Genomic DNA, 23,016 nt, shown 5'->3' with positions numbered 1-23,016 from the left:
GAGCACGTATGCGGATCAGTGCGGGTAGGCACGAGCGGACAGCCCCGCACCGCCGGCGCGGAACGCTGCGGGCAGGTGGGTGACGGTGGTCTGCACGTATTCACGTAGTCCCTCGTCGCCGTATTCCCGGCCGTATCCGCTGCGTTTGGTCCCGCCGAACGGGGCGCGCAGTGCCATTCCGGTGCGGTTGTGGGTGTTGACGAAGGTGAAGCCGGCTTCCAGTCGGGCGGCGAAGTCGAAGGCGCGCTCCTCGTCGGCCGACCACACCGACGCTGCCAATCCGAGCGCGGAATCGTTGGCGCGAGCTCGGACTTCGTCCTGGGTGCGGTAGGTGAGCAGCGGTACGGCGGGCCCGAACTGTTCGGTGCACACGAGCGGGGCATCGTCGGGCAGATCCAGGACGATCACGGGGTCGACGAAATAGCCTTCTCCCACCGGACCTGTCGCCAACGGGATCACACGTCCGCGGCTGCCCGCCTCCACGATCAGCCCCCGAAGTCGTTCGGCGGCGGCGCGCGTCACCACCGGGCCCATGGTGACCCCCTCGTCGACCGGATCGCCGACCCGCAGAATCCGCTGGGCCGCAGCGGTATACGCCTCCAGGAACTCCACCGCCCGCTGTTCGGGCACGTAGAGCCGCTTGGCGGCCATGCACACCTGTCCGGAGGTGGCGAAGGAGGCCAGCACCAGGCGCTCGTAATCGTCCGGTGAGAGCGCGAAATCATCGAGGAAGACCGCCGGATCGTTGCCGCCGAGTTCGAGCACCACCGGTGTCAGCGCCTGCCCGGCCGCGGCGGCGATACTGCGCCCAGCGCTCTCGCCGCCGGTGAAGGCGACCTTCCCGACCGCGGGATGGGCGATCAGCTCCCGCACCAGCTCCGGCCCGCCGTGCACCACGGTGGTCTCCGGCAGCGCGCCTGCGACCGCCGATACCGCGAGCGGCGCCAGCGGTGAAGGCTTGAGCAGCACCGTATTTCCGGCGGCCAAAGCGGGGCCGAGTTTCACCACCGCCAGAATGATCGGAGCGTTCCACGGTGTGATCGCGGCGATCACCCCGAACGGGCGCGATGCGATCCGCAACCGTCCTTGTGCATCGTCGATCTCGGTGTCGGCGAGGACCGTCGGGGCCCGACCGCAGAGCCAGCGCAGATACGTGACCGCGAAACCGATTTCGCCCCGGCAATCGGCGATGGGCTTGCCGGACTCCCGGGCGAGCAGGAGCGCCAGCGCCTCCCGGTTCGCCGCGACGTCGTCGGCGGCGGTGCGGAGGCGATCCAGCCGTTCGTTCAACGACCGCCGCGACCAGTCGCGAACCCTCCGTTCCGCTTGCCGCACAAGCGCATCCACCTGCTCCGGTTCGGTGACCGGTACGGATCCGACGATCTCGGCCGGATGAGCCGGATTCTCGCGTTCGATCCTCACGCCGTCGGCTCCAGGCTGTCCATCAGGCAGGCGCGGCGCAGATAGACGCGGGTCGCAGCGCGATCGGCCGCCAATTCTCGTAGACCACGGCGGTATTCGGCATCGTGGGTGCGCAAGCTCGTCCAGTTGGCCCGGCTGGTGCGCTGCACATGGTCGACCGCCACCCTCCGGCGCTGCAGAGCCGCCCGCTCCAGCAGCTCGTCGGGCGCGCCGGCCAGCACGTCGGCGAGAGCGGACGCCATCCGTACCGCGTCGTGAATGCCGCTGTTCATCCCCAGCCCACCGAGCGGATTGTTCACGTGCGCGGCGTCGCCCATCAGCAACACGCGGCCATAGCGGAACCGCGGCGCCACCCGCTCGTGCACGTGATACAGCGAGGCGTGCGCGATCCGCCACGGCCGGCCGAGGTCGGCCACCCGCGCCAAACGTTCGGGCAGACAGCGCAATTCGAGATCGTCGGCGGTATCCGCGGGCGTCGGCAGCAGCACTCGCCAGTGGTCGGGCGTGCGCAGCAGCACCAGCCACTCGTCGGGGTCGAACACGTAGTTGATCGGGGCGATACCCGGCAGCGCCCCGTCGAGTTGTTCGTCGACCGAGGCGACCAGGAACCGCTCCGGATAGGTACTGCCCTCGAACTCGGCGCCGATCCCACGCCGTACCGCCGAATGCGCCCCGTCGGCGCCGATCAGCCAGTCACACCGCACCGGACCGCCCGAGGTGGACACCCGCACGCCCTCGGTTCCCGCCTCGACGCCGTCGACGGTATGCCCGAATCGCACCCGCGCCGAGCCGGGCAGCGCGTCGAGCAGGATCGGGGTGAGTTTGCTCTGTTCACACTGCAGCCGGAACGGGAAATCGGTGTCACCGGCCAGCACCCCGAGATCGAGGGTGGCCACCGGGTCGCCGCCACGCTCGCGGTAGTGAAAGGTGGGCGCTACCAGTCCTTTTCGCAGCAGAGCGTCGACAACGCCGAGGTCGCGCAGCATCTCCAGCGTGGGCGGATGAAAGGTCGACGCGCGCGATTCGTGCGCCAGACCCGGACCCTGCTCGAGGACGGTGACCTCCACACCGCGGCGGGCCAGCACCAGGGCGGCGGTGAGCCCGACCGGACCGGCGCCGGCGATCGCCACCCTACTCATGACGTGTGCAGCGCGAAGCGCCCCTCGACGCCGACGACCCGTGCGCCGGTGAAGAACTGCAGGGTCTCGGACGTCCCCTCTTCGCCGAGTCCCGATATGCCCCAGGCAGGGCGTGGGGTCATCGGATGCAGGCTCATGATCGAGGAGCCGTTCACCTTCACCTCACCCGCTCGGATCCGGCGCGCGACCGCGAGCGCGAATTCGGTGTCCGTCCCGCAGACGTAGCCCTCCAAGCCGTAGGGCACGGCGTTCGCGATGTGCACCGCATCCTCGACTCGGTCGTAGGTGACGACCCCCGCGACCGGACCGAAGATCTCCTCGGGCGAGTCACCGTCCAGAAATGCTGGAGCGCAATAATTTCCAGACTCCGGCACCAGGCCGTACGCGTGGTGTCCGCTGCGGTCCAGCACGGCGCGGATCGCGGCCACATGCCGTGAGTGCACGAGCGGTCCCATGTCGGTGCCGGGATCCAGTGGGGGGCCGATGGACAGCGTCGCGAGCTCCTTACCGATGGCCTCCCTCAATTCGCCGGCGCGGGCGGCGGGCACGATCAGCCGTCCCAGCGCCCGGCACCATTGCCCGTTGAGGGTGGTGAGCAGTTCGGCGGCCATCCGCGCCGTGGTCCGGGTGTCGGCGTCGGGGAGGACGACCAAAGGATTGTTCCCGCCCAATTCCAGCTGGCACGGCCGCAACAGCGGCGCCGACGCGCCCGCCACTGCCCGCCCGCCCGCCACACCACCGGTGAACGACACCGCCTTGATCCGGGCATCGGCGGTGAGCCGGGCGCCGGTGTCCGCATCGCCGTGCACCAGCTGGAACATGCCCGCCGGTACCCGCTCGGCGATCACCTCGGCCAGTATCACAGCACTGTAGGGCGCCGATTCGCTCACCTTCAGGATCACCGGGCAGCCGGCGGCGAGGGCGTTGGCGACCTTGTGCGCGGCCATCGGCGCGGGCGCGTTCCACGGCACCAGGCACAGCGCCGGCCCCAGCGGCAGCCGATGCACTTCCACGCCGTCGCGATCGGCGCGCAGTGCGCCGGCGCGAATCCGGTCGGCGGCCAGGCGGAACGAACCGGCGACGATCGCCCCGAGCGGCCGGGTCTGCCGCAGCGGCACCCCCGTCGCGAAGGCATCCAGTTCGGCGATGCGTTCCAGACATGGTTCGAGGTCGTCGGCGATCGCCTCGAGGGTTTCGGGCTCGATGCGTCCGGCGGCGTGGTCGGACACCGCGAGAGCGCGCTCGAGCCGGTCGGCGGTGGTGGCGACCGCACGGCTCAGTACCTGCCCGGTGGCCGGATCTTCCAGCGTCCCATCGAGTTCCGTGCCGGGGGTTTCCCAGGCGTCGTCGATCAGATCGCGAATCGCGGGCAGGTGCATCGTCATTTCGCGGCCTCCGCCGGCGCGGTGGCGAACAGGTCGTTGGCGCGCGCGTCGGTGACGATCCGCGCCACCTCCAGGAGTCCGCGTTCGGCCGGGAAGGTCATGACCAGCCCCATGGCCAGATCGCGCAGTGCGCGGCCGGCGACACCGTTCATCGACGCCGCCGATGTCCCGCCCGCCTTCAACGCGCCCAGTGCCACCTGGAAGCACGCCTCGGTGACCGCGCCCTTACCCAGCCGCCACTGCGCGAACACCTCCTGCTTCGGCTTGAACGGCACCTCCGCGGTCTCCACCGCGAGCTGATAGCGCAACCACAGGTACGCGGTCTCCAGCTGGCGGGTCATCTCGCCGAACAGCACCTGATGCACCGGTGAGGAGGCGATCGGCTCGCCGGTATCGGCGAAGGTCTTCGTCGTTGTCGCGGTGAGGATTTCGTCGTACACCCGCTGCGCGCATCCGGTGTAGACCGCGGCGATGGCGAGCTGATTGCCGACGAAACTGCCGCGGCTCATGGTCAGCATCTTGGTGAAGGCCCCCGGCACACCGAGCGCTTCGTCGTCGGGGATGAACACGTTGTCGAGCCGGATGCCGTTGTTGGCGGTCGCGCGCATTCCCAGACCGTCCCACGGTGCCCGCACACTCACCCCGTCGGCGGCGCGTGGCACGAAGAAGGTGGCCAGACCCTCCGCGGTATCGTAACCGTCCAGTTTCGCGGAGGTCAGGTAGTAGTCGGCGACGCCGGTCGCGCAGCCGAAAGATTTCTCTCCGTTGAGAATCCAGCCGCCGTCGATCTTGGTCGCGGTCGTCGCGATGGTGATGTTGGCGGCGGAGGTCTTCACCGATTCGGAGGCGAAATTGGCCAGCCACACCCCGTCGGCCATCCGGGTGAGCACCTTCTCGGCGAAGGCGCGCACCACCGGAATCTCCGCGTCGTCGAACAGTCCCGCGTCGATGGCCTCCAACGGCAGCAGCCCGCGCGAGGCGCTGGTGTTGTGGAAGAAGTAGGCCAGTGCCGTGGACGGGCAGGCGGTGCCCATGGCGTAGGTGGCGGCGGCGAGATCGCGCAGTGTGCCGCCGAGGCCGCCGAATTTTTCCGGCACCACCAGCCCCAGCAGGCCGGCGTCGCGGAGCAGCGCGATATGCGAGACCGGGAAGGTGGCGGTGCGGTCGGCCTCCTCGGCCGCCGCGCGCAGCGCCGGTAGCACCGATTCGACGCGGCGGGCGCGGTCACGCTCCGCGGCGGTCATCTGTTCGACGAGTCGTTCTCCGATCATCGGGCAATCCCCTCGTGGTAGCAGCGGTCGTGGTAGATGAGCGGTGCGGCCGGACGTGGGGTGGCCGCATCCTGGACCAGGCCCAGGATGATGGTGTGGTCGCCGGCCGGATAGCACGCCGCGACAACGCAATCCACCCATGCGACCGCGTCGGCGAGCACGGCCGCACCGGTGGCCGCCGTCTGCCAGCGTCCGGTCGCGAAGCGGTCACCCGACGCCGGGGCGGAGAAACGGCGTCCGATCTCCTGGTGATCGCTGCCGAGCATGTTGACCGCGAAGACGCCGCTGTCGTGGATCATCCGGCAGGTGGTGCCCTGCGATACCACACAGATCGAGACGAGCGGCGGATCGAGCGCCACACTGGTGAAGGAACTGGCGGTCATGCCGTGTCGCCCACCGCCGGCGGCGGGGGTGGTGATCACCACGACCCCGCTCGCCCACTGGGCCAGCACCGTACGGAGATACTGCGAATCCATCTCTACTCCGTTTCGGTAGTGGAAACGCTGTAACGCACAAGGTAACGCTATGGACCTGGTCGCGCAAGGGGAACGCATGGGGATGGTGTTTCCCATGGGGAAATCCGCCGCCTAGACTGGCCCGGTGACCGTTACCGAATCCGACAGTCAGAGCCGGTCCATCGCCGCGGTCGAACGCGCTATGGACGTGCTGCTGCTCTTCGGCCGCAGCGGCCGGCCCGATCTCGGTGTCACCGAGATCGCCAACGAACTCGGCATCACCAAGGCGGCTGTCCACCGCATTCTCACCGCGCTGCGCAGCCGCGACCTGATCACGCTGGAGCCGACCACCCGCCGTTACGCGCTCGGGCATGCCGCGATGGCACTGGGGCGGGCGTATCTGGCGCGTACCGATCTGCGGGTGATGGCCGGTCCGGAATTGCGGCGGCTGGCGACGCTGACGGGGGAGACCGCGACCCTGTCGATCCGGCGTGGCGACACGCGCATGTACGTGGACCAGGTGGTGCCGGATCAGGAATTGCGGATGGAAGTGGCGCTGGGACAGCCGTATCCGCTGCATGCCGGCAGCTCCTCGAAGGTGATTCTGGCGCATCTGCGCAAGCAGGAGATCGACGACTATCTCGAACGGCACGAGTTGACCGCGCTCACCGACGCCACGGTGACCTCGCAGCGCAAACTGCGCGCCGAGCTGACCGCGATTCGCAAGCGCGGCTATGCGGTATCGCTGGGGGAGCGGCAGGTCGGGGCGGCCTCGATCGCCGCACCGATTCTCGACCACGACGGCGGGGTGGTCGCGGCCATCAGTGTGTGCGGGCCGCTGTCGCGCTTCGAGCCGCGTATGGACGAATGTGTTCCGTTGCTGCTCAAGGCATCCGGTGCGCTGTCGACCCAACTGGGGTATTCGGGTTAGAGATTCGCGCCCGGCTTGAGGACGCCGAGCGCCGCGGCGGCCAGCACGCTGCCCCAGATCACCCAGACGTAGGGCAGGCAGCCGTTCACGCTGCCGCGCAGGACCGACTCGATGTCCGGGCTCGAACCCTCGGATTGGAGCCGGCCGAAGGCGGGGCCGAAGGGTCGCAACGTCATTCGGATCCCGAGGCCCGCGGCGACGGCGGCGGTGTAGAGCAGGATCTTGCCACCCAGCCATCGGGGATCGGTGGTGACGCCGAACGGATCCTCGGCGACCAGGGTGTAGGCCCCGGCGGTGGCCGCCGCGGCGATCACCGCGATCCGGATGGTGAGATCGGCGCGGTGGACGACGACGATGCGGCCGTGAGTGCGGTGCGCGGTGATCGCCAGCACCAGCCATCCGGTCGCGAACACCCAGACCAGCACCACGAACCACCACGGGAACAGGGCGATTCCGAACAGGGTGGCGCCGTGCGGATCCAGCGCCATGAGGGTGATGCCGCTCGGCAGGAAGAGGATCAGGCAGATCTTCGGCCCCAGATCCAGACCGCTCATGATGGCGAGGGCGGTGGCGCGGGCGGGCGGCGTGCGCTCGGGGTCGATGACGAAACGGCTGGAGTAGAAGACGCCGAGATCACCGCCCAGCCAGAAGACGAACAGCACCAGATGCAACAGGATCCACCAGCCGTGCGGATGCGGGCCCATAGTCTTCCTCACGATCGAGTCGAACAATGATGTGGCAGTGAATGTTCAGCGGCCTGCGCCGAGGACCGACAGCGCGCCCGCGAGGTCGACGACGTCGGCGTACTTGGCATCCAGATCGAGCAGATTGGCCTCGTGCAGGCGCGGATCGCGATCACCGCAGGCATCGGCGACCACCAGCGGGCGGAAGCCGTGCTGCAGGGCATCGGTCGCGCTGGCGCGCACGCAGCCGCTCGTGGTCAGGCCGGTGATCACGACGGTGTCCACGCGCTGCGCGGTCAGGGTCGCCGCCAGCGAGGTGCCGTGGAAGGCGCTCGCATACTGTTTGGTGACGACCACCTCGCCGGGTTCGGGCGCCGGGCTGTCGAGGAATGCGGCGAGCGGATTACCTTCCTCGAAGGCGTCGAGCGCCGGCACTTTCCGGCGGAACAGGCCGCCGTCCGCGCTGCCGGGGCGATAGCGCACGCGGGTGAAGATGACGGGGTGCGCGGCGGCGCGAGCGTGCGTAACCACTCGGTCCGCGGCCGCCACGGCCGCTTCCACGGGGGCGCGCAGCGGCGAGCCGTCGGTCAGGTACGCCGCGCAGATGTCGACGACCAGCACGGCGAGCCGCTCGCCCGCACCCAGGCGTGCGGCGAATCCGTGCCGGAGATAGTCCTCGGCGAGGTCGGACATGGGAAAGCCCTTCAAACGATGCCGTTTTCGGCCAGCCGGCTCAATTCGTCCGAGCCGATGCCGAGCAGCCGCTCGTATATCTCGGCATTGTGCTCACCCAGTTCGGGCCCGGAATGGCGCACGCTGCCCGGGGTTTCGCTCAGCTTCGGGAAGACGTTCTGCATGGGAATCTCGCCCAGTTCGGGATGAGCCAGGCGCACGATCGCTTCGCGGGCGGCGAAGTGCGGGTCGGCGAACATGTCGCGGGCGGTGTAGATGCGCCCGGCGGGCACACCGGCGGCGTGCAGTCGGTCCAGAAGTTTGTTCGCCGGCACCGTGCGGGTCCACTCGCCGATGATGTCGTCGAGTTCGGCCATATTCTCTCCGCGCGTCGAATGCGTGGCGAACCGTTCGGTCGTGGCGAGTTCGGGGCGGCCCATCACCGTCGCCAGCCGTCCGAACACCGTGTCCTGATTGGCCGCGATGAGGACCAGATCGCCGCCGGCGGCGGGGTATACGTTGCTCGGCGCCACATTGGGCAGCACCGGACCGGTGCGTTCGCGTTGGTAGTGGGTGATATCCCATTCGGGCAGAAGCGATTCCATCATCGCCAGCACCGCCTCGTAGATCGCGGAATCCACCAGCTGGCCGCGTCCTGTGCGCTCACGGTGGTGCAGTGCGGCGAGCGTTCCGATGGTCGCGAAGACCGCGGCCAGGGAATCGCCGAGGGAGATGCCGGTTCTGGCGGGCGGATGGCCGGGATCGCCGGTGGTGTAGCGGATTCCGCCCATCGCCTCGCCGATGGAACCGTATCCGGCGCGCGGTGCGTAGGGGCCGGTCTGGCCGTAGCCGGTGACCCGGGTGAGGATCAGGCCGGGATTGCCGGCGCGCAGGGTCTCGAAGTCCAGGCCCCACCGCTCGAGGGTGCCGGGGCGGAAATTCTCGACGACGATATCGGCCTGCGCGATGAGTTCGCGGGCCAGCGCCTGCCCGCGCGCCGTGCGCAGATTGCAGGTCACCGACTTCTTGTTGCGCGCCACCACCGGCCACCACAGCGATCGGCCATAGGGCTTTTCCCGGCCCCACTCCCGCATCGGATCGCCGCGGCCCGGGGCTTCGAGTTTGATCACCTCGGCCCCGAAATCGCCCAGCAGTTGACCGCAGAACGGGCCCGCCAGCAACTGACCCATTTCGACAACCCGCAGGTCGGCCAGCGGACCCGCCGCGGCGTGATGGTCTGGCATCGGGCCAACTCCGTTCTGTCGCAGCGCCCGCGGCCGGAATCCGGCCGCGCGGCTACCTGAGAATGGATACAATGTATCCCGTAGCGAAACGCTCGGCAAGATCGGGAAACGGAGGAGCCGTGGACATCACGCTGGTCGAAGTCGCGCCGCGGGACGGACTGCAGAATGAGCCGGAGCCGATCGCGACGGCCGACAAGATCGAGCTCATTCGCCGGTCGGCCGACGCCGGGCTGCGCCGGATCGAGGCGGTGAGTTTCGTGCATCCCGACCGGGTGCCTCGCATGGCCGATGCCGAAGCGGTACTGGCCGGTGTGCCGCGCGACGGCGAAACATTCTATGCCGGACTGGTTTTCAATGACCGCGGACTGGATCGTGCGCTTGCCGCGGGCGTCGACGAGATCAATGTGGTGGTGGTCGCGACCGATACCTTCAGTCGTCGCAATCAGGGCTGCGACACCGGCGAGGGAATTGCTCGCTGGGCGCGACTGGCCGCCCGCGCCGCGGAGGCCGGCCTGTGGCGCACCGTCACCATCGCCGCTGCCTTCGGCTGCCCGTTCGAGGGGGAGGTGCCGGAGGCGCACGTGCTGGACCTCGTCTCCCGCGTCGCCGAATCTCGCCCCGACGAGATAGCGCTGGCCGACACCATCGGCGTCGGCACCCCGGACCGTGTGCGACGCCTGGTCTCCGGCGTGCGCCGCCGGGCGCCCGCGGTCGCGACTCGCTGCCATTTTCACAACACCCGAAACACCGGCTACGCCAATGCGATAGCCGCTCTCGACGCCGGCGTGCACGTTCTCGACGCCAGCACCGGCGGGATCGGTGGCTGCCCGTTCGCCCCCGCCGCTACCGGCAACATCGCCACCGAAGATCTGCTCTACGCCCTCGACCGCATGGGCGTCACCACCGGTGTTCGCATCGAGCCGGTCATCGAGACGGCGACCTGGCTCGGCGGAGTGCTCGGCGCGCCGGTGCCCGCCCTGCTGGGCCGAGCCGGAGTATTCCCCGGCGCGCCCGTAGCGCCCTGAGCGCGCCCCGCAGCGTTCTCGATCGCGCGCTCGTCCGTCGCCGGGCGACGGCGGTCATCGAGCGACCCGCGCTGCTCCGATTCCGCGCAGGGGTTCCAGTAGCGGGTCGAGGGTCGCGGCTCGGGCGAGGTCGTAGGCGGTCTCGCTGAGACTGTTCGCGGCCGTGGGGGAGAGCACGCGCTCGGTGTTGAGGCGGAACTTGAGGGCCAATTCTTCCGGGGTGAGCGGATTGCCGGGACCTCCGCGGTTGGATTCGACCCGTTCGGTGAGGGTGCGGCCGTCGTGCAGGTGGGCGGTGAGGACCGCGGGGAACTGCGTGGGAAAGATGTCGTCGCTGCGGGGATCGGCAACGCAACGCACGCGGGCGGCCAGGTCGAGGCGGGCGGGGTTGCGGGCGGCGGTGTCGGTGAAATCCTCGTGGAACACCCCGAGCCCACCGCCGCCGGTGAGTGCCGCCGCGACCGTATAGGGTCCGGAAAACGCGGCGTGATAACCGGATTCGGGACGAGACTTCAGCTCCGGCGGATAACCGATGGTGCGCAGTGCCGCGGCGGGTGCGCCCAATTCCAGGTCCGCGATGTCGTCGGGGCGCACACCCCGCGCGCGCAGGCGCAGGGCCGCGTCGATGCCGGCGTGGGTGAAGTGATTGCAGGGATAGGGTTTGAAGCACACCTCGGGGAGCCGCCACCGGTCGCCGAGCTCGTCGACCAGTGCGTCGGGATCGGCCTGATCGCCGCAGAAGGCGTGCAGCAGACCGAATCCGCCTTCGAAGACCGTCGGTGGTCCGGTGAGTCCGGCGCGTGCCAGACCCGCGGCGACCACCGCCGCATGTGCCGCCCATCCGCAGTGCACGCGCTTGACGGTGCCGCCGGTGCGATTGGCCTCCAGCAGACCCGAGCCCATACTCGCCGCGATCGCCATGGCATGGGCGATACCGTCCGCGTCGAGACCCGAGAGCATCGCCGCGGCCGCCGCACCACCGACGGCGCCGCAGATGGCGGTCGCATGCAACCCGCGTTCGAAGAACACCGAATTGCGCAGCGCCGCACTGTATCCGGCCATACCTGCGCGCACCGTGATCTCGATTCCCACCGCCACCGCGTCGAGCAGGGCGGGACCGCTCGCCTCGCGGGATTCGGCGACCGCGAGCGCCGCGGGCACCACCGACGCCGACGGATGCAGCACCGAGGGCAGGTGGGTGTCGTCGAAATCCAGAGCGTGCGCGAGCGTTCCACCCAGCAGCGCGGCGCTGGGCGCGGGATATCCGCCCGCCAGTCCGAGCGCGGTCGCACCGGCACGCCCGCCCCATTCGGTGATCACCGCGCGCACCGCCACCGCGGGCGGGGTGTCCAGTGCCGCAATGCTGTTGCCGAGCACATCCAGCACCCGGCGCGACGTATCGGCGCGCAGTTCGGCTCCGACTCCGCTGTCTCGCGCGGCCGCGGCGAAGTCGGCGAGCCGGGCGAGGATCGTCTGCTCGGTCATCGGCTCACCGCCGCGAGCGGACGCACCGGCGATCCGGTGCCGCCGACGATCCGCAACGGCGCCAGCAGGAAAGCGAATTCCGGAAGCTGCTCGGCGGCAAGCTCTTCCAAGGCCAGATGCTCCATGATGTATATCCCCGACTCCACCAGCAGTACCCGGTGCACCGGCAGCACACTGTGCCCCGCTCCGGGCCGGATGCATTCGTAGGCCGTGGTGTCGCAGCCGGTCGCCACCACCCCCCGGCGCGCCAGCCAGTGTGCCGCCTCGACCCCCACGCCCGGCACGCCGGTGGCCGCACCGAGATAGGCATCGCCTTCGTCGAACAAACGCGACCACCCCGTCCGGATCAACGCGACATCCCCGGGCTCGGGTTCCGATCCGATCGCTTTCGCCGCCCGCCGCAGATCCTCGACCGTGATCTCGTACCCGCCCGGCAGCGTCGGCCCCCCGTGCACGCGAGCGACGTCGAGCAGCACCCCTCGCCGCAGCAGTCCCGGCAGATGCTCGGCCCCGAGCTCGCCGAAGAGGCCGCCCTGCTGTGCCTGTGCGGCATCCACCCCGCCGTGCAGCCGCCCCGCGTGGCTGACGTGGCTGAGCGCATCGATATGCGTGCCGACATGCCCACCGGTGACGATGATCTCGTTGGCGGCCGAACCACCGTCGGAACGCATCATGTCGCCGTGGCGGCGGATGAGAGTCATGCGGAAACCGGGATGATTCGGCGAACACGGCATCCCGGTGAAGAACGGCTGGCCCAGGTCGATCAGTCGAACGCCGCCGGCGACCACCGCCACCAGCGGATCCCGCGCGCTCATCGGATCACCCCCGCTGTGCGCAGCCGGGCCATGTCCAGTTCGCCGACTCCATAGGTGCTCAGGACCTCCTCGGTATGGGCGCCCAGCGGTGGTCCGGTCCACCGGATGCGGCCGGGGGTGTCGGACAGCCGGAACAGGACGTTCTGCATGCGCAGCGCACCGAGTTCCGGATCTTCGAGGGTGATGATCGACTCCAGTGCGCGGAACTGCGGATCGGCGAGGATGTCGGCGGCAGTGTAGATCGGGGCGACCGCGGCCTCGGCCTTCTCGAACGCGCGCACCACCTCGTCCGTGGCCCGGCGGGAAATCCATTCCCCGACAGCGGCATCCAGTTCGTCGGCGTGCGCGGCCCGACCGGTGCCGGTGGCGAACCACGGCTGCTCGATGTATTCGGGCCGTTCGACCACACGCATCACCCGTTCGGCGATCGACCGGGCGCTGGTCGACACCGCGACCCAGCCGCCGTCGGCGGTGCGATAGGTGTTGCGCGGTGCGTTGTTGGTGGAGCGGTTGCCGGTGCGCTGGGCGATCTCGCCGAGTTGATCGTAGGCAAGGATATGGGGGCCGAGCAGGGTGAGAATCGGCTCGATGATGGCCAGATCGATCTGCTGGCCGTGACCGTCGCGATCGCGGGCCCGCAATGCGGACATGATCGCGAAAGCCGTGGCGAGAGCGGCGATCCCATCGGCCAAGCCGAAGGGCGGCAGCGTGGGTGGCCCGTCGGGGTCGCCGGTCATCGCCGCGAAACCGCTCATCGCCTCGGCCAGGGTGCCGAATCCGGGGCGGCGAGCATACGGACCCACCTGCCCGAACCCGGTGACCCGGGCCAGAACGAGGCCCGGATTGTGTTCCCGTAGTGCGGAATAGCCCAATCCCCACCGTTCCAGGGTGCCGGGCCGGAAGTTCTCGATCACCACGTCGGCGTCGGAGGCCATCCGCCGGAACAGCTCCTGGCCCTCGGCCGAGCCGAGATACAGGGTCACCGACTTCTTTCCGCGCCCCAGCATCTTCCACCACAGACCGACACCGTCGCGCTGCGCACCGTGCCCGCGCACCGGATCGCCCTCCGGATGTTCGATCTTGATCACCTCGGCGCCGAAGTCGGCGAGCAGCGTCGCCGCGAGCGGGCCCGCGAACAGTGTCGCCGTGTCCAGGACCCGGATTCCCGACAGTGGTCCCGCCATCGCCGAACTCCTCATCGATCATGTGTTTCTCAGAGCGAAACATATTCAGTCACCGTACCGATTGACTGCCTGCGAATAGTACTGCGATGATCGCTTGGTTGGTAAGTATGTTTCGCAGGACGAAACTGGAGAAGGTTGTGGCGGAGATCGAGCTGCTGATCCGGAATGCCCGCGTGGTCCACCCCGATGGCGACGCCGAGGTGCCCGAGCCCGTGGATATCGCCGTCACCGGAGGAGCGGTCCGGCGCATCGCCCGCGACATCCAGGCCGGGCCGGCGACCGATGTCGTCGATGCCCGTGGGCTCCTGGCCTTTCCGGGGGTGGTCGATGCTCATCAGCACTGGGGCATCTATTCCGACCTGGCCGCGGACACCGAATCCGAGAGCCGGGCGTGTGCCCAGGGCGGGGTTACGACGTCGTTGAGCTATCTGCGCACCGGCCGCTACTACCTCAACCGCGGCGGCCCCTACCGCGACTTCGTTCCCGAGGTGCTCGACCGTATGTCCGGGCGTTCGTATGTGGACTTCGGTGTCCACCTGGCGCCGATGACCCGAGAGCACATCGGCGAAATCCCCGCACTGGTCGAGAATTTCGGTATCACGTCGTTCAAGATCTTCATGTTCTACGGTGGTCACGGCTTGCACGGACGCTCCGGCGACCAATCCGAATTCCTGATGATCGGCCCGGACGAACGCTACGACCTGGCGCATTTCGAATTCGTCATGCGTGGCCTCGCCGAGGCAAGGGAACGCTACGGCGATGTCATCACGCTGTCGCTGCACTGCGAGACCGCCGAAATCATGGCCGCTTACACCGAACTCGTGGAACGCGACGGCACACTCGGCGGGCTGCGCGCCTACAGCGCCTCCCGCCCGCCGCATTCGGAAGGACTGGCCATTACGATGGCCGCCTATCTCGCCCACGAAACCGGTTTCCCCACTGTCAATCTGCTGCATCTGTCGTCGGCGAAAGCGGTGGACGCCGCGCTGCGGATGGCGAAAGCCTTCCCGCACATCGATTTTCGTCGCGAGGTGACCATCGGTCATCTGCTGGCCGATGTCGACAGCGCACACGGAATCGGCGGCAAGGTGAATCCGCCATTACGCGAACGGCGCGACGTCGAGGCGCTGTGGCAGCATCTGCTGGCCGGCGATATCGACTGGGTGGTCAGTGATCACGCCTGCTGCCGCGACGAACAGAAATTCGGCACCGACCGCGCCGACGTCTTCCTGGCCAGATCCGGATTCGGCGGCGCCGAGTACCTCCTGCCCGGCCTGGTGAGTGAGGGAACCAAACGCGGACTCTCCCTGGCCCGGATCGCCGCTCTCACTGCCACCGAACCCGCTCGTCGCTACGGCCTCACACGCAAGGGACGACTCGCACCCGGCTACGACGCCGACATCGCCCTCGTCGACCTCGGCGCCCACTGGACCGTCCACGCCGAATCCTCCGAATCAGCCCAGGAATATACGCCTTTCGAAGGATTCGACATGTCTGCCCGCGTCACCGACGTCTTCCTGCGCGGTCGGCGAATACTGCGCGACGGAGTAGTCTGCGGACCCCCGCGCGGTGAGTACCTCCGTCGCGCAGCGCCCGACGAGCCGCGGTAGCGGATCGATGTCGGTGATGGGGCCGAGGCGGTTCGACCGGCGGGTTCGCAATGTAATGGTCGAGTGATGAGCGTTCGCCATTCACCGATGAATGTCGAACGTAGGCGGCGTCTATTCCGTTATGAGGAAACTGAGCTATGGGATCAGCATGTCCCTGGACGGCTACATCAACGACCGCGACGGCAGCATCGACTGGTCGAATCCGGACGACGAGTTGCACCAGTTTCACAACGACCGGTATCGGGACATCGAGATTTCGCTGCACGGTCGTCGCCTGTACGAGCTGATGGCCGAGTACTGGCCGCATGTGCCCGAGGACGCGCCCCCGATCCAGCGTGAATTCGGCAGGTTGTGGACGGAGAAGCCGAAGGTCGTCTTCTCGCGGACACTGACCGAGGTGCACTGGAACAGCACGCTGGTCAGCGAGAACGCGGTGGAGCAGGTGCGCAGGCTGAAGGCCGAGGGCGACGGCGTCATGGAGGTCGGCGGCGCGAATCTCGCGGCCTCGCTGATTCCGCACGGGCTCGTCGACGAGTACCAAGTGTTCGTCCTGCCCGTGGTGCTCGGCGGCGGCACACCGATGTTTCCCCTGCTGGACAAGCGAATTCCGCTCCGTCTGGCGGAGACGCGGCATTTCGACACGGCGGTGATGCTGCGCTACGTCGTCGACTGAGGACGGTCCGGCTCGAGGTCCGCGAACGTCACCCAGCGGGGCCCAACCGACTGGCGATTTGGTAGACGTTCCCGAACGGGTCGCGAACCATGGCGCGGCGGTCACCGTACGGCGTGTCGAGCGGTGCCTCCAGTGTGACCGCGCCCGCGGTGACCGCACGCTGGTAGGTGGCCTCGACGTCGTCGACGTAGATGTAGAGAAAGGCCGGAAACGGCTCGCGCTCGCCGGATTCCGAGACCATGATCAGCGAATCGCCGACGCGGACCTCGGCCGGCCGGTTCGGCTCCACGTCGCCGGTCGCCCCGAATACGTTCCGCAGAAAGGCTATCGCCGCGGGGTGGTCGGCGACCACCATGCGTGGTGTCACCGAACGAAAGCCCGGCGGGGGAGCAGAAGCCGCAGCCATGACACGAGTCTGGCACGCGATCCTCGACCGGGGTGCCGTGTCGGCGGGAAACGTTCGCCGACCTGCGCTGTGGCTCCCGTGGGGCTCGGTCGCCATTGTGCACGCGCTCGCACTCGGGCACAGTTCGGTGCGGCGGTGCCGGGTCGTCGGCCGCCGGTTGGTGATCGTTCGAGGCTCGGTTAGCGGAAAGCAGGCGATGCGGTGGGTGTGTACGTGGTGACCGGGGCGGCGTCCGGAATGGGGCGCGCCGCGGCGGAGAAATTGCGTGAGCGGGGCCATACGGTGGTCGGTGTCGATCTGAAGGACGCGCAGGTGGTCGCGGATCTGTCGACGCCGGCCGGCCGCCGCACCGCGATCGAGGGTGTGCTCGCGGAGGTGGACGGGCATCTCGACGGCGCGATACTCGCCGCGGGGGTGGGGCCGGCGCCCGGTGCGGACTGGGCGCGGCTGATCTTCGAGGTGAATTACCGCGGCGTCGTCGAACTGCTCGACGGGTGGCGCTCGGCCCTGGCCCGGGCGGACGAGGCGAAAGTCGTTGTGTTCGGCAGCAATTCGACGACCACCACCCCGTTGGTGCCGCGCCGGGCGATTCGTGCGCTGCTGGCGGGCGACACGGACAGGGCGCTGCGGGCGTTGCGGATCTTCGGCCGGAACGCGCCGTCGATCGCCTACGGCACTTCGAAGATCGCGGTGAGCCACTGGGTGCGCCGCCACGCGACGACCGCGCAGTGGGCCGGCGCGGGAATCCGGCTCAACGCGCTGGCACCCGGCGCGGTGCTGACGCCGCTGCTGGAAAAGCAGCTCGCGACTCCGGCCGAGGCGAAGAACATCGAGCGTTTCCCGGTCCCGATCGGCGGCTTCGGCGATCCGGGCGATCTGGCCGAATGGGCGGTGTTCATGCTGTCGCCGGCCGCGCGATTCCTGTGCGGCAGTATCGTTTTCGTCGACGGCGGCAGTGACGCCTACTTCCGTGCCGACGACTGGCCACGCGCTGTCCCGTTGCGCAAGCTGCCCGGTTACCTGTGGCGATTCTTCGGCTCGGGTCCGCGCTGAACGTTGCCGACCGTGTCGGGCGCCTCAGACGGCGGCGAGTTCGTGCCGCAGCACCTCGCTCGCGGCGCGTTCACCCGAGCGAACCGCGCCGTCGACCCAGCCGCACATCACGGCCGAGGTCTCGGTGCCGGCCCAGTGGATACGACCGCACGGTTCGCGCAGCGCGCGGCCGAACTGGGTGAGCACGCCGGTCGGCGTGTGACTGAGCATTCCGCCACCGGAATACCGTTCGGCGCTCCAGTCCTGCTCGACGTAGTCCTCCGGGGAACCGGCCTTCGTCCCGAACCTGCCGGCCAGTTCACGCAGGATGGCCGTTCTGCGGTCTGCGGCGTCGAGGTGGCCGATCCGGCGGGCGGTGGGCCCCTCCGTGATGACGCACAGGATTCCGGGCCGGGCGGTGTCGGTGCAGGCGTCGAGAGTGACGGTGGCCGGCGACCCCGGCGCGGCCGACTGCCCGGACAATCCGTCGTGCCGCCAGAACGGTTCGTCGTAGACGACGGAGGTCTTGATGATCGAGCCGCTCGGCACACGCTGATGCAGCAGTGAGCGATCGACCGGCAGCATCGGCTCGTACCGGATCTGACCGGCGATCGCCAGCGGGACGGCCACGATCGCCCGATGGGCACGCAGCGCCGACCGACCGGCGTGCACGGTCACTCCGGCATCGTCCTGCTCGATGCCGTGCACCGGCTGCGACAGCCGAATCGCCTCACCGAGCTCGGCCGCCATCGCACCGTAGATCGCACCCATGCCGCCCACGGGCCGGGAGTCCTGGGAACCGCCCCTGACGCTGAACATGAAGTTCGGCCCGCCCCCGGACGCCATCTGATACAGCGCGAAGAGCATCGACACCTCCGAGGCGGCCGAGGTGTAGCTGCCCGCGATGGCGGTCTCGAGCAGATCGTGGGCGGCCTTCGACCGGACGGTGCGGTTCAGCCACTGCGCCAAGGTGATTCGATCCCATTTCTCGGCGTTCTTCGCATCCCACGGTGCGTAGAGCGGAATCGACTTGCACAGGTAGGCCAGGGAGGCGAAGCCGGCGCCGAGATTGATCGAGGCCCAGGGACTCATCGTCCACGGGATCGTGCCGGTGTAGCGGTACTGCTTGCCGTCGACGACCATCAAGGCCTGGCCGTCGGTGTACTGGCGGTAGCTTCGCACGCCGAACTCGTTCATCAGGGCGCGGACCCGGTCCTGGCCGGGCCCGAGCCAGGCGCCGCCGCGGTCGATCCAGCAACCGTTCCCGCGCACCTCGGTGAACGTGCGCCCGCCGAGCCGGTCGCGAGCTTCGAGCACCGCTACCGATCGGCCCGCCTGTTTCAGTCGCAGCGCGGCGGTCAACCCTGCGAACCCGCCGCCGATTACGCAACAGTCCACATCCGTCATCGAGAGCCGCCTTCGTGTCGACGTTCACTTCGGTCGGATCGGCACCTCAGGTGGGCAATTTTAGAGCAGATCGGGGAGGTGGCGGACCGTAAACCCCGCACCTACCACCGGCGGCCGGTCGCGACGGGTTTCGGGGAGCCCTCGCGCGGAACGAGCACGACGCGCCGACCCGACATCCGCACTCGCAGGCCGGCGGCGCGGGCGACGACGACACCGATCACCGCCGCCGAGAGAGCGGAGACCGCTCCGCAGGCGAACAGGCCGAACCGGGGCCCGAACTCCTCGGTGAGCCATCCGACGATCGGGCCGCCGATCGGGGTGCCGCCGGTGAAGACCATCATGTACAGCGACATCACCCGTCCGCGCATGGCCGGGTCGGTTTCCAGCTGCACCATCGAGTTGCCCGAGGTGTTGAAGGTGAGTCCGAGCAGGCCCACCACGGCGAGCAGCGCGGTGAACAGCCAATAGTCCGGGGCGAAGGCCGCGACCGCCTCGAGTGCGCCGAAGCCGACGGCGGTGCCGACCAGCATCCGCATCCGTACCCGCCCGCGGCGACCGGCCAGCAGCGCGCCCGCGAGCGAACCCGCTGCCAGCGCGGTGTTGAGCAGCCCGTACTTGCCGGCGTCGACATCGAAGACGTGATAGGCGAAGCCCGACAGCACGGTCGGGAAGTTGTAGCCGAAGGTGCCGATGAAGCCCACCATGACGATCGGCCAGAGCAGTTGCGGATGGGCGCTCACATACCGGAGGCCTTCGCGCAGTTGCCCTTTCCGGCGCGGCAGGCGCGGCACCGGTGTCAGCTCCGCCGGTCGCATGGCCAGCAGACCGGCGATGACGGCGACGAAGGAGCAGGCGTTGATCGCGAAGGCCCAGCCGGATCCGACGGCGGCGATCAGCGCCCCCGCGACCGCCGGCCCGACCAGTCGCGCGGCCTGGAAGTTCGCGGAGTTCAGACTGACGGCGTTGCGCAACCGCTGCCGGCCGACGATCTCCGGGACGAACGACTGACGAGTCGGATTGTCGACCACGGTCACCATGCCCAGCAGCAGCGCCAGCACGTAGACGTGCCACACCTCGACCGTGCCGGTGAGCGTCAGGACCGCGAGGACCGCGGCGAGCAGTCCCATGGTGGCCTGGGTGAGAACCAGAAGTCCGCGCTTGGGGAAGCGATCGGCGATGACGCCGCCGTAGAGACCGAACAGCAGCATCGGCAGAAACTGCATGGCAGTGGTGATGCCGACCGCGAACGCGCTGCCGGTGAGACCGAGCACCAGCCAGTCCTGCGCGATCCGCTGCATCCAGGTACCCGTATTGGAAACCACCTGGCCCGCGAAGTAGTAGCGATAGTTCGGCACGATGAGGGAGGCGAACATCCCACCGGGGCGCTCCGGCGGTGCCGGCGGTGGGGCGGGCGGATCGGGCGGAAGTGAATCGGTGGTGGTCTCGTAGTCGTCGGTGCGAGTCGCGGTCAAGACTGCCTTTCCTGCGGTCAGCTCCTTGTTCGGTGAAGAGCAACGTTCGGTTGCTGCGGATGGGCTCGGAGAGTGGATGCGGCGCGACGCCGGGTGAGCGGGGTGGCGGTCCGCCGATCCACGTTGTTTAGCCTATCTAATCAATTATACTGCGGCGCAGCCGATGATCTCTGTGCGGTTGGCAACAGGAAGACGGTCTCGGCTGGTGGCCCGGGTGATCGTGGCGCCCGAATCACCCGGACCACGCCGATGGTCTGATCAGTGCGCCGAGGATGCCGGGATCTCCGCACCGACGGCATCGGCGCCTGCGCGGGGGTAGCGCCGATGGAGTGCCGCGGTCGCGGACCGATACGCGGCCGGCTTCACCGGAAGCAGCCACTGCCGCAGCCTGGCCACGGGGCCGATGTTCACCCCGATCTCATCCAGGATCTCGTCGACGTGGCGAATCGAGAACGGGATGATGTTGGTGCCGCGGGCTTGTTTGCCCTCGGTGCGTTCGATCATCCAGTTCAGGCGGCGCCGGGCGAATTCCCGTCGGTGTTCGGCCGAGGGCAGGCCGGTGCCGCCACCCGCCAGGTAGTCGACCACCCACATCGCGGACGCCTCGGCGGCGATCGGGCTGACCAGCGACGAGCTGTAACCGACGAAGAACAGATTCGGCACATCCAGTGGCAGGATCTGGCGATACAACAGGAAGTTGCCGTCGCCGTCGGTGAGCCGATCCTGCACCGAGGGACGCAGGAACGGCACGCGCTGAATGAAACCGGTGGCGCAGACCACGATGTCGGCATCCCGCAGCGTGTCGTCGGACAGTGCGATGGTCGGTTTGCCGTCCTTTTCGTGCAGTCGCGTGATGACCGCGCCGCGGTGCAGGGTGATGACGCCGTCGCGGATCTTCTCGTAGAAGTTCTCGGTGGCCAGGCTCACCGCGTGGCGGACCACGCGCTCGAAGGGACCGTCGGGCACCAGTCCCAGCCGGTCGAGCATCAACTGCCGGCGCACGATCGAACCCATGCCACCGAGCAGCGCGTTGCGCAGGAAACGTCCCGGTCCGGTCAGGAATCGGGCGAAACCGCGCTGGTCGATATGGTCGAACAGCGCTTCACTGAACCGGGTGAGCAGGATGTATTTGTAGGTCACCAGCCCGGCGAACCGCCGCGGCACCTTCCACGTCACCTCCCGGGCCACGACCGTGGTCGAGCGAGCGACGTCGCTGAGCGCCTCTGCGATATCGCAGGCGGATTTGCCATAACCCACCACGACGACATCCTTGCCGGCCGCGTCGTCGAGTCGGGTGAAATCCGATGCGGCGCAAACTCTTCCGCCGGCGCGTTCGAAATCCTCCCGGCCCGGATATTCGGGAACGAACGGATCGCAGAAGATGCCGGTTGCCACGACGAGGTGGTCGAAGACCGCCGGTGCCTCCGTCCCGGAGGTGAGGTCCCGGACGATCAGCGTCCAGGTCCCGGTCCGCTCGTCCTGGGCGGCATCGGTCACCTCGGTCCGCAGGCGGATGAGGCGATGCAGATCGAACCGGGTCGCGTAGTCCTCGAGATAGCGCTGCACCTGTGCGCCGCTGGGAAATTGCGGATAGGCGCGCGGCATCGGGAAGTCGGAGAACGCGTAGGTGCCCTTGTTGTTCTGCGTGGTGACGCCCGGATACCGGCGGGTGCGGCTCCACACCCCACCGACGTCGGGGGTGCGGTCGTAGACCGTGACGTCGAATCCGAACTCGGTCAGCAGTTTCGCGGCACACAGTCCGGAGACCCCGGCTCCGATGACAGCGACTTTCACGGAGGGTTCACCTCTCGCGGCCTCGGTTCCGGCATCGCCCGGCGCGCTCACGCGGGCACTCCGGCCGTGCTGCGTGCTTCCTGGAAGAAGGCGGACACCAACTGCTGGAAGCGCTGTGCGTGCTCGATCTGTGTCCAGTGCCCGCAGTGGCCGAACACGTGCAGCTGCGCGTTCGGGATCGTGGCGAACATGTGCTGTGACGCCTCCAGCGGTACCACGCGGTCTTCGCGTCCGTGCAGCAGCAGCACCTCGTGCGGGATGGCCGCGAGTTGTTCGTCGGGCACGATCTGGGCGTCCAGCCAGCGCGCCCGCGGGGGCGGGAAAACCTTCTCGAAGGCTTCCTGCGCGCCGGGCCGGATAGTGGCGCGGTAGCGCAGTTCGGCCAGCTCGTCCGTCACGAGCGACCGGTCGTAGGCCATGATGTCCATGATGTTCTTCATGTTCTGCACCGACGGGGTGTAGCCCCAGAGCTGGTCGAGCTCGTCGGTGAAGCGCATCTTGACTCCGCCCGCGCCCATCAGCGCGATCCGGTTCAGGCGCTCGGGATGCCGGGTGGCCAAGTGCAGGGCGAGCCCGCCGCCGAAGGAATTTCCGACCACGTGTGCCTTCTCGATACCGAGGCCGTCGAGCAGGGCCGATATCTGATCGATCCAGGTGTCGAAGATGTGGAAGTCGGCCGGTTCGGGAAGTCCGGTATAGCCGAAGCCCACCAGATCCGGGGCAACGACGCGAAAATCTTGGGCCAGCACCGGAATCAGGCCACGCCAGTTCGCCCAGGCGGAGACTCCGGCGCCGGAGCCGTGCAGCAGCAGCACCGGGTCGCCGGTCCCGACGTCGTGGTAGTTGGTATCGAAGGTGCCGGTGCGCATGCTCCGGCCGATTTCGGGATTCTCGGCGGTCATCGTGTACTT

21 protein-coding genes are annotated in these 23,016 nt (G+C 68.5%); 5 read left to right on the top strand and 16 right to left on the bottom strand.

Features of this window, described 5'->3' with window-relative positions; genetic code table 11:
- Positions 1-15: 15 nt before the first annotated feature.
- From NE2_RS18190 to NE2_RS18170, 5 genes are read right to left on the bottom strand one after another with little or no spacing between them, the layout of a single operon-like run.
- Positions 16-1,422, bottom strand: coding sequence for an aldehyde dehydrogenase family protein (locus NE2_RS18190; protein ID WP_063027732.1), 1,407 nt, complete (start codon positions 1,420-1,422; stop codon positions 16-18).
- Entirely contained in the window at positions 1,419-2,561 is a 1,143-nt protein-coding gene (locus NE2_RS18185) for an FAD-dependent oxidoreductase (protein ID WP_063027730.1), read from the bottom strand. Before NE2_RS18185 ends, NE2_RS18190 begins: the two co-directional genes overlap by 4 nt.
- Entirely contained in the window at positions 2,558-3,946 is a 1,389-nt protein-coding gene (locus tag NE2_RS18180; RefSeq protein ID WP_063027728.1) for an aldehyde dehydrogenase family protein, read from the bottom strand. The genes NE2_RS18185 and NE2_RS18180 overlap by 4 nt, the downstream gene beginning before the upstream one ends.
- Complete coding sequence (locus NE2_RS18175) at positions 3,943-5,217, bottom strand: acyl-CoA dehydrogenase family protein (RefSeq protein ID WP_228797469.1); 1,275 nt, start codon at positions 5,215-5,217, stop codon at positions 3,943-3,945. The genes NE2_RS18180 and NE2_RS18175 overlap by 4 nt, the downstream gene beginning before the upstream one ends.
- Positions 5,214-5,693, bottom strand: a complete 480-nt coding sequence (locus NE2_RS18170) for a flavin reductase family protein (protein ID WP_063027726.1) — start codon at positions 5,691-5,693, stop codon at positions 5,214-5,216. Before NE2_RS18170 ends, NE2_RS18175 begins: the two co-directional genes overlap by 4 nt.
- 124 nt (positions 5,694-5,817) lie before the next feature.
- On the opposite strand from NE2_RS18170, the gene NE2_RS18165 reads away from it, so the two are divergent.
- The gene (locus NE2_RS18165; RefSeq protein ID WP_063027724.1) at positions 5,818-6,603 is read left to right on the top strand and encodes an IclR family transcriptional regulator; all 786 of its coding nucleotides are present in this window, start codon (positions 5,818-5,820) and stop codon (positions 6,601-6,603) included.
- On the opposite strand, the gene NE2_RS18160 is transcribed toward NE2_RS18165, so the two are convergent.
- The 3 genes from NE2_RS18160 to NE2_RS18150 are packed head-to-tail and all read right to left on the bottom strand — an operon-like array spanning position 6,600 to position 9,202.
- A complete protein-coding gene (locus NE2_RS18160; protein WP_063027722.1) occupies positions 6,600-7,307 on the bottom strand; it encodes a hypothetical protein in 708 nt (235 codons plus the stop codon). The genes NE2_RS18165 and NE2_RS18160 overlap by 4 nt on opposite strands.
- Positions 7,308-7,352: 45 nt before the next feature.
- Positions 7,353-7,979 (bottom strand): isochorismatase family protein, encoded by a 627-nt coding sequence (locus tag NE2_RS18155; protein WP_063027720.1) that lies wholly within the window; start codon positions 7,977-7,979, stop codon positions 7,353-7,355.
- 11 nt (positions 7,980-7,990) lie between these two features.
- Positions 7,991-9,202 carry a CaiB/BaiF CoA transferase family protein gene (locus NE2_RS18150; RefSeq protein ID WP_063027718.1) on the bottom strand — a complete coding sequence of 404 codons (1,212 nt, stop codon included), beginning with the start codon at positions 9,200-9,202 and terminating at the stop codon, positions 7,991-7,993.
- Between the two features lie 71 nt (positions 9,203-9,273).
- Here NE2_RS18150 and NE2_RS18145 point away from each other — a divergent pair, with 71 nt between their 5' ends.
- Positions 9,274-10,227: a hydroxymethylglutaryl-CoA lyase gene (locus tag NE2_RS18145; protein ID WP_063027716.1), complete on the top strand. Its 954-nt coding sequence runs from the start codon at positions 9,274-9,276 to the stop codon at positions 10,225-10,227.
- 54 nt (positions 10,228-10,281) lie between these two features.
- Here the strand turns inward: NE2_RS18145 and NE2_RS18140 are convergent, their stop codons facing one another.
- The 3 genes from NE2_RS18140 to NE2_RS18130 are packed head-to-tail and all read right to left on the bottom strand — an operon-like array spanning position 10,282 to position 13,711.
- Positions 10,282-11,712 (bottom strand): MmgE/PrpD family protein, encoded by a 1,431-nt coding sequence (locus tag NE2_RS18140; protein ID WP_063027714.1) that lies wholly within the window; start codon positions 11,710-11,712, stop codon positions 10,282-10,284.
- Positions 11,709-12,527 carry a cyclase family protein gene (locus NE2_RS18135; RefSeq protein ID WP_063027712.1) on the bottom strand — a complete coding sequence of 273 codons (819 nt, stop codon included), beginning with the start codon at positions 12,525-12,527 and terminating at the stop codon, positions 11,709-11,711. Before NE2_RS18135 ends, NE2_RS18140 begins: the two co-directional genes overlap by 4 nt.
- Positions 12,524-13,711: a CaiB/BaiF CoA transferase family protein gene (locus NE2_RS18130; RefSeq protein ID WP_063027710.1), complete on the bottom strand. Its 1,188-nt coding sequence runs from the start codon at positions 13,709-13,711 to the stop codon at positions 12,524-12,526. Before NE2_RS18130 ends, NE2_RS18135 begins: the two co-directional genes overlap by 4 nt.
- Positions 13,712-13,848: 137 nt before the next feature.
- Here NE2_RS18130 and NE2_RS18125 point away from each other — a divergent pair, with 137 nt between their 5' ends.
- The gene (locus NE2_RS18125) at positions 13,849-15,321 is read left to right on the top strand and encodes a dihydroorotase (protein WP_063027791.1); all 1,473 of its coding nucleotides are present in this window, start codon (positions 13,849-13,851) and stop codon (positions 15,319-15,321) included.
- A 121-nt stretch (positions 15,322-15,442) separates the two neighbouring features.
- Complete coding sequence (locus tag NE2_RS18120; protein ID WP_063027708.1) at positions 15,443-15,994, top strand: dihydrofolate reductase family protein; 552 nt, start codon at positions 15,443-15,445, stop codon at positions 15,992-15,994.
- 28 nt (positions 15,995-16,022) lie between these two features.
- On the opposite strand, the gene NE2_RS18115 is transcribed toward NE2_RS18120, so the two are convergent.
- Positions 16,023-16,400, bottom strand: a complete 378-nt coding sequence (locus NE2_RS18115) for a VOC family protein (protein ID WP_228831202.1) — start codon at positions 16,398-16,400, stop codon at positions 16,023-16,025.
- Positions 16,401-16,601: 201 nt separating this feature from the next.
- Between NE2_RS18115 and NE2_RS18110 the strand changes: the two genes are divergently transcribed.
- A complete protein-coding gene (locus NE2_RS18110; protein ID WP_063027704.1) occupies positions 16,602-17,453 on the top strand; it encodes an SDR family oxidoreductase in 852 nt (283 codons plus the stop codon).
- A gap of 24 nt (positions 17,454-17,477) precedes the next feature.
- Here NE2_RS18110 and NE2_RS18105 read toward each other — a convergent pair whose 3' ends face one another.
- The 4 genes from NE2_RS18105 to NE2_RS18090 all read right to left on the bottom strand — a co-directional run bounded on the left by NE2_RS18105 (position 17,478) and on the right by NE2_RS18090 (position 23,007).
- Positions 17,478-18,839, bottom strand: a complete 1,362-nt coding sequence (locus tag NE2_RS18105) for a flavin monoamine oxidase family protein (RefSeq protein ID WP_063027702.1) — start codon at positions 18,837-18,839, stop codon at positions 17,478-17,480.
- Positions 18,840-18,940: 101 nt separating this feature from the next.
- Positions 18,941-20,311, bottom strand: a complete 1,371-nt coding sequence (locus NE2_RS18100; RefSeq protein ID WP_233429818.1) for an MFS transporter — start codon at positions 20,309-20,311, stop codon at positions 18,941-18,943.
- A gap of 258 nt (positions 20,312-20,569) precedes the next feature.
- A complete protein-coding gene (locus NE2_RS18095; protein WP_063027789.1) occupies positions 20,570-22,105 on the bottom strand; it encodes a flavin-containing monooxygenase in 1,536 nt (511 codons plus the stop codon).
- 47 nt (positions 22,106-22,152) lie between these two features.
- A complete protein-coding gene (locus tag NE2_RS18090; RefSeq protein WP_063027698.1) occupies positions 22,153-23,007 on the bottom strand; it encodes an alpha/beta fold hydrolase in 855 nt (284 codons plus the stop codon).
- Positions 23,008-23,016 lie beyond the last annotated feature (9 nt).

Origin of the sequence: Nocardia elegans NBRC 108235, assembly GCF_001612845.1 — a bacterium.
Taxonomy (GTDB): Bacteria; Actinomycetota; Actinomycetes; order Mycobacteriales; family Mycobacteriaceae; genus Nocardia; species Nocardia nova.
Note: the sequence above shows the minus strand (reverse complement) of the source record. Positions and strands in the feature narration are given on the sequence as shown.

Excerpts from the sequence above, each read along its gene's own strand:
- NE2_RS18185 (WP_063027730.1), bottom strand. The coding sequence starts at position 2,561 with ATGAGTAGGGTGGCGATCGCCGGCGCCGGTCCGGTCGGGCTCACCGCC.
- NE2_RS18180 (WP_063027728.1), bottom strand. The coding sequence starts at position 3,946 with ATGACGATGCACCTGCCCGCGATTCGCGATCTGATCGACGACGCCTGG.
- NE2_RS18175 (WP_228797469.1), bottom strand. The coding sequence starts at position 5,217 with ATGATCGGAGAACGACTCGTCGAACAGATGACCGCCGCGGAGCGTGAC.
- NE2_RS18170 (WP_063027726.1), bottom strand. The coding sequence starts at position 5,693 with ATGGATTCGCAGTATCTCCGTACGGTGCTGGCCCAGTGGGCGAGCGGG.
- NE2_RS18160 (WP_063027722.1), bottom strand. The coding sequence starts at position 7,307 with ATGGGCCCGCATCCGCACGGCTGGTGGATCCTGTTGCATCTGGTGCTG.
- NE2_RS18155 (WP_063027720.1), bottom strand. The coding sequence starts at position 7,979 with ATGTCCGACCTCGCCGAGGACTATCTCCGGCACGGATTCGCCGCACGC.
- NE2_RS18150 (WP_063027718.1), bottom strand. The coding sequence starts at position 9,202 with ATGCCAGACCATCACGCCGCGGCGGGTCCGCTGGCCGACCTGCGGGTT.
- NE2_RS18145 (WP_063027716.1), top strand. The coding sequence starts at position 9,274 with ATGTATCCCGTAGCGAAACGCTCGGCAAGATCGGGAAACGGAGGAGCC.
- NE2_RS18140 (WP_063027714.1), bottom strand. The coding sequence starts at position 11,712 with ATGACCGAGCAGACGATCCTCGCCCGGCTCGCCGACTTCGCCGCGGCC.
- NE2_RS18135 (WP_063027712.1), bottom strand. The coding sequence starts at position 12,527 with ATGAGCGCGCGGGATCCGCTGGTGGCGGTGGTCGCCGGCGGCGTTCGA.
- NE2_RS18130 (WP_063027710.1), bottom strand. The coding sequence starts at position 13,711 with ATGGCGGGACCACTGTCGGGAATCCGGGTCCTGGACACGGCGACACTG.
- NE2_RS18120 (WP_063027708.1), top strand. The coding sequence starts at position 15,443 with ATGAGGAAACTGAGCTATGGGATCAGCATGTCCCTGGACGGCTACATC.
- NE2_RS18115 (WP_228831202.1), bottom strand. The coding sequence starts at position 16,400 with ATGGCTGCGGCTTCTGCTCCCCCGCCGGGCTTTCGTTCGGTGACACCA.
- NE2_RS18105 (WP_063027702.1), bottom strand. The coding sequence starts at position 18,839 with ATGACGGATGTGGACTGTTGCGTAATCGGCGGCGGGTTCGCAGGGTTG.
- NE2_RS18090 (WP_063027698.1), bottom strand. The coding sequence starts at position 23,007 with ATGACCGCCGAGAATCCCGAAATCGGCCGGAGCATGCGCACCGGCACC.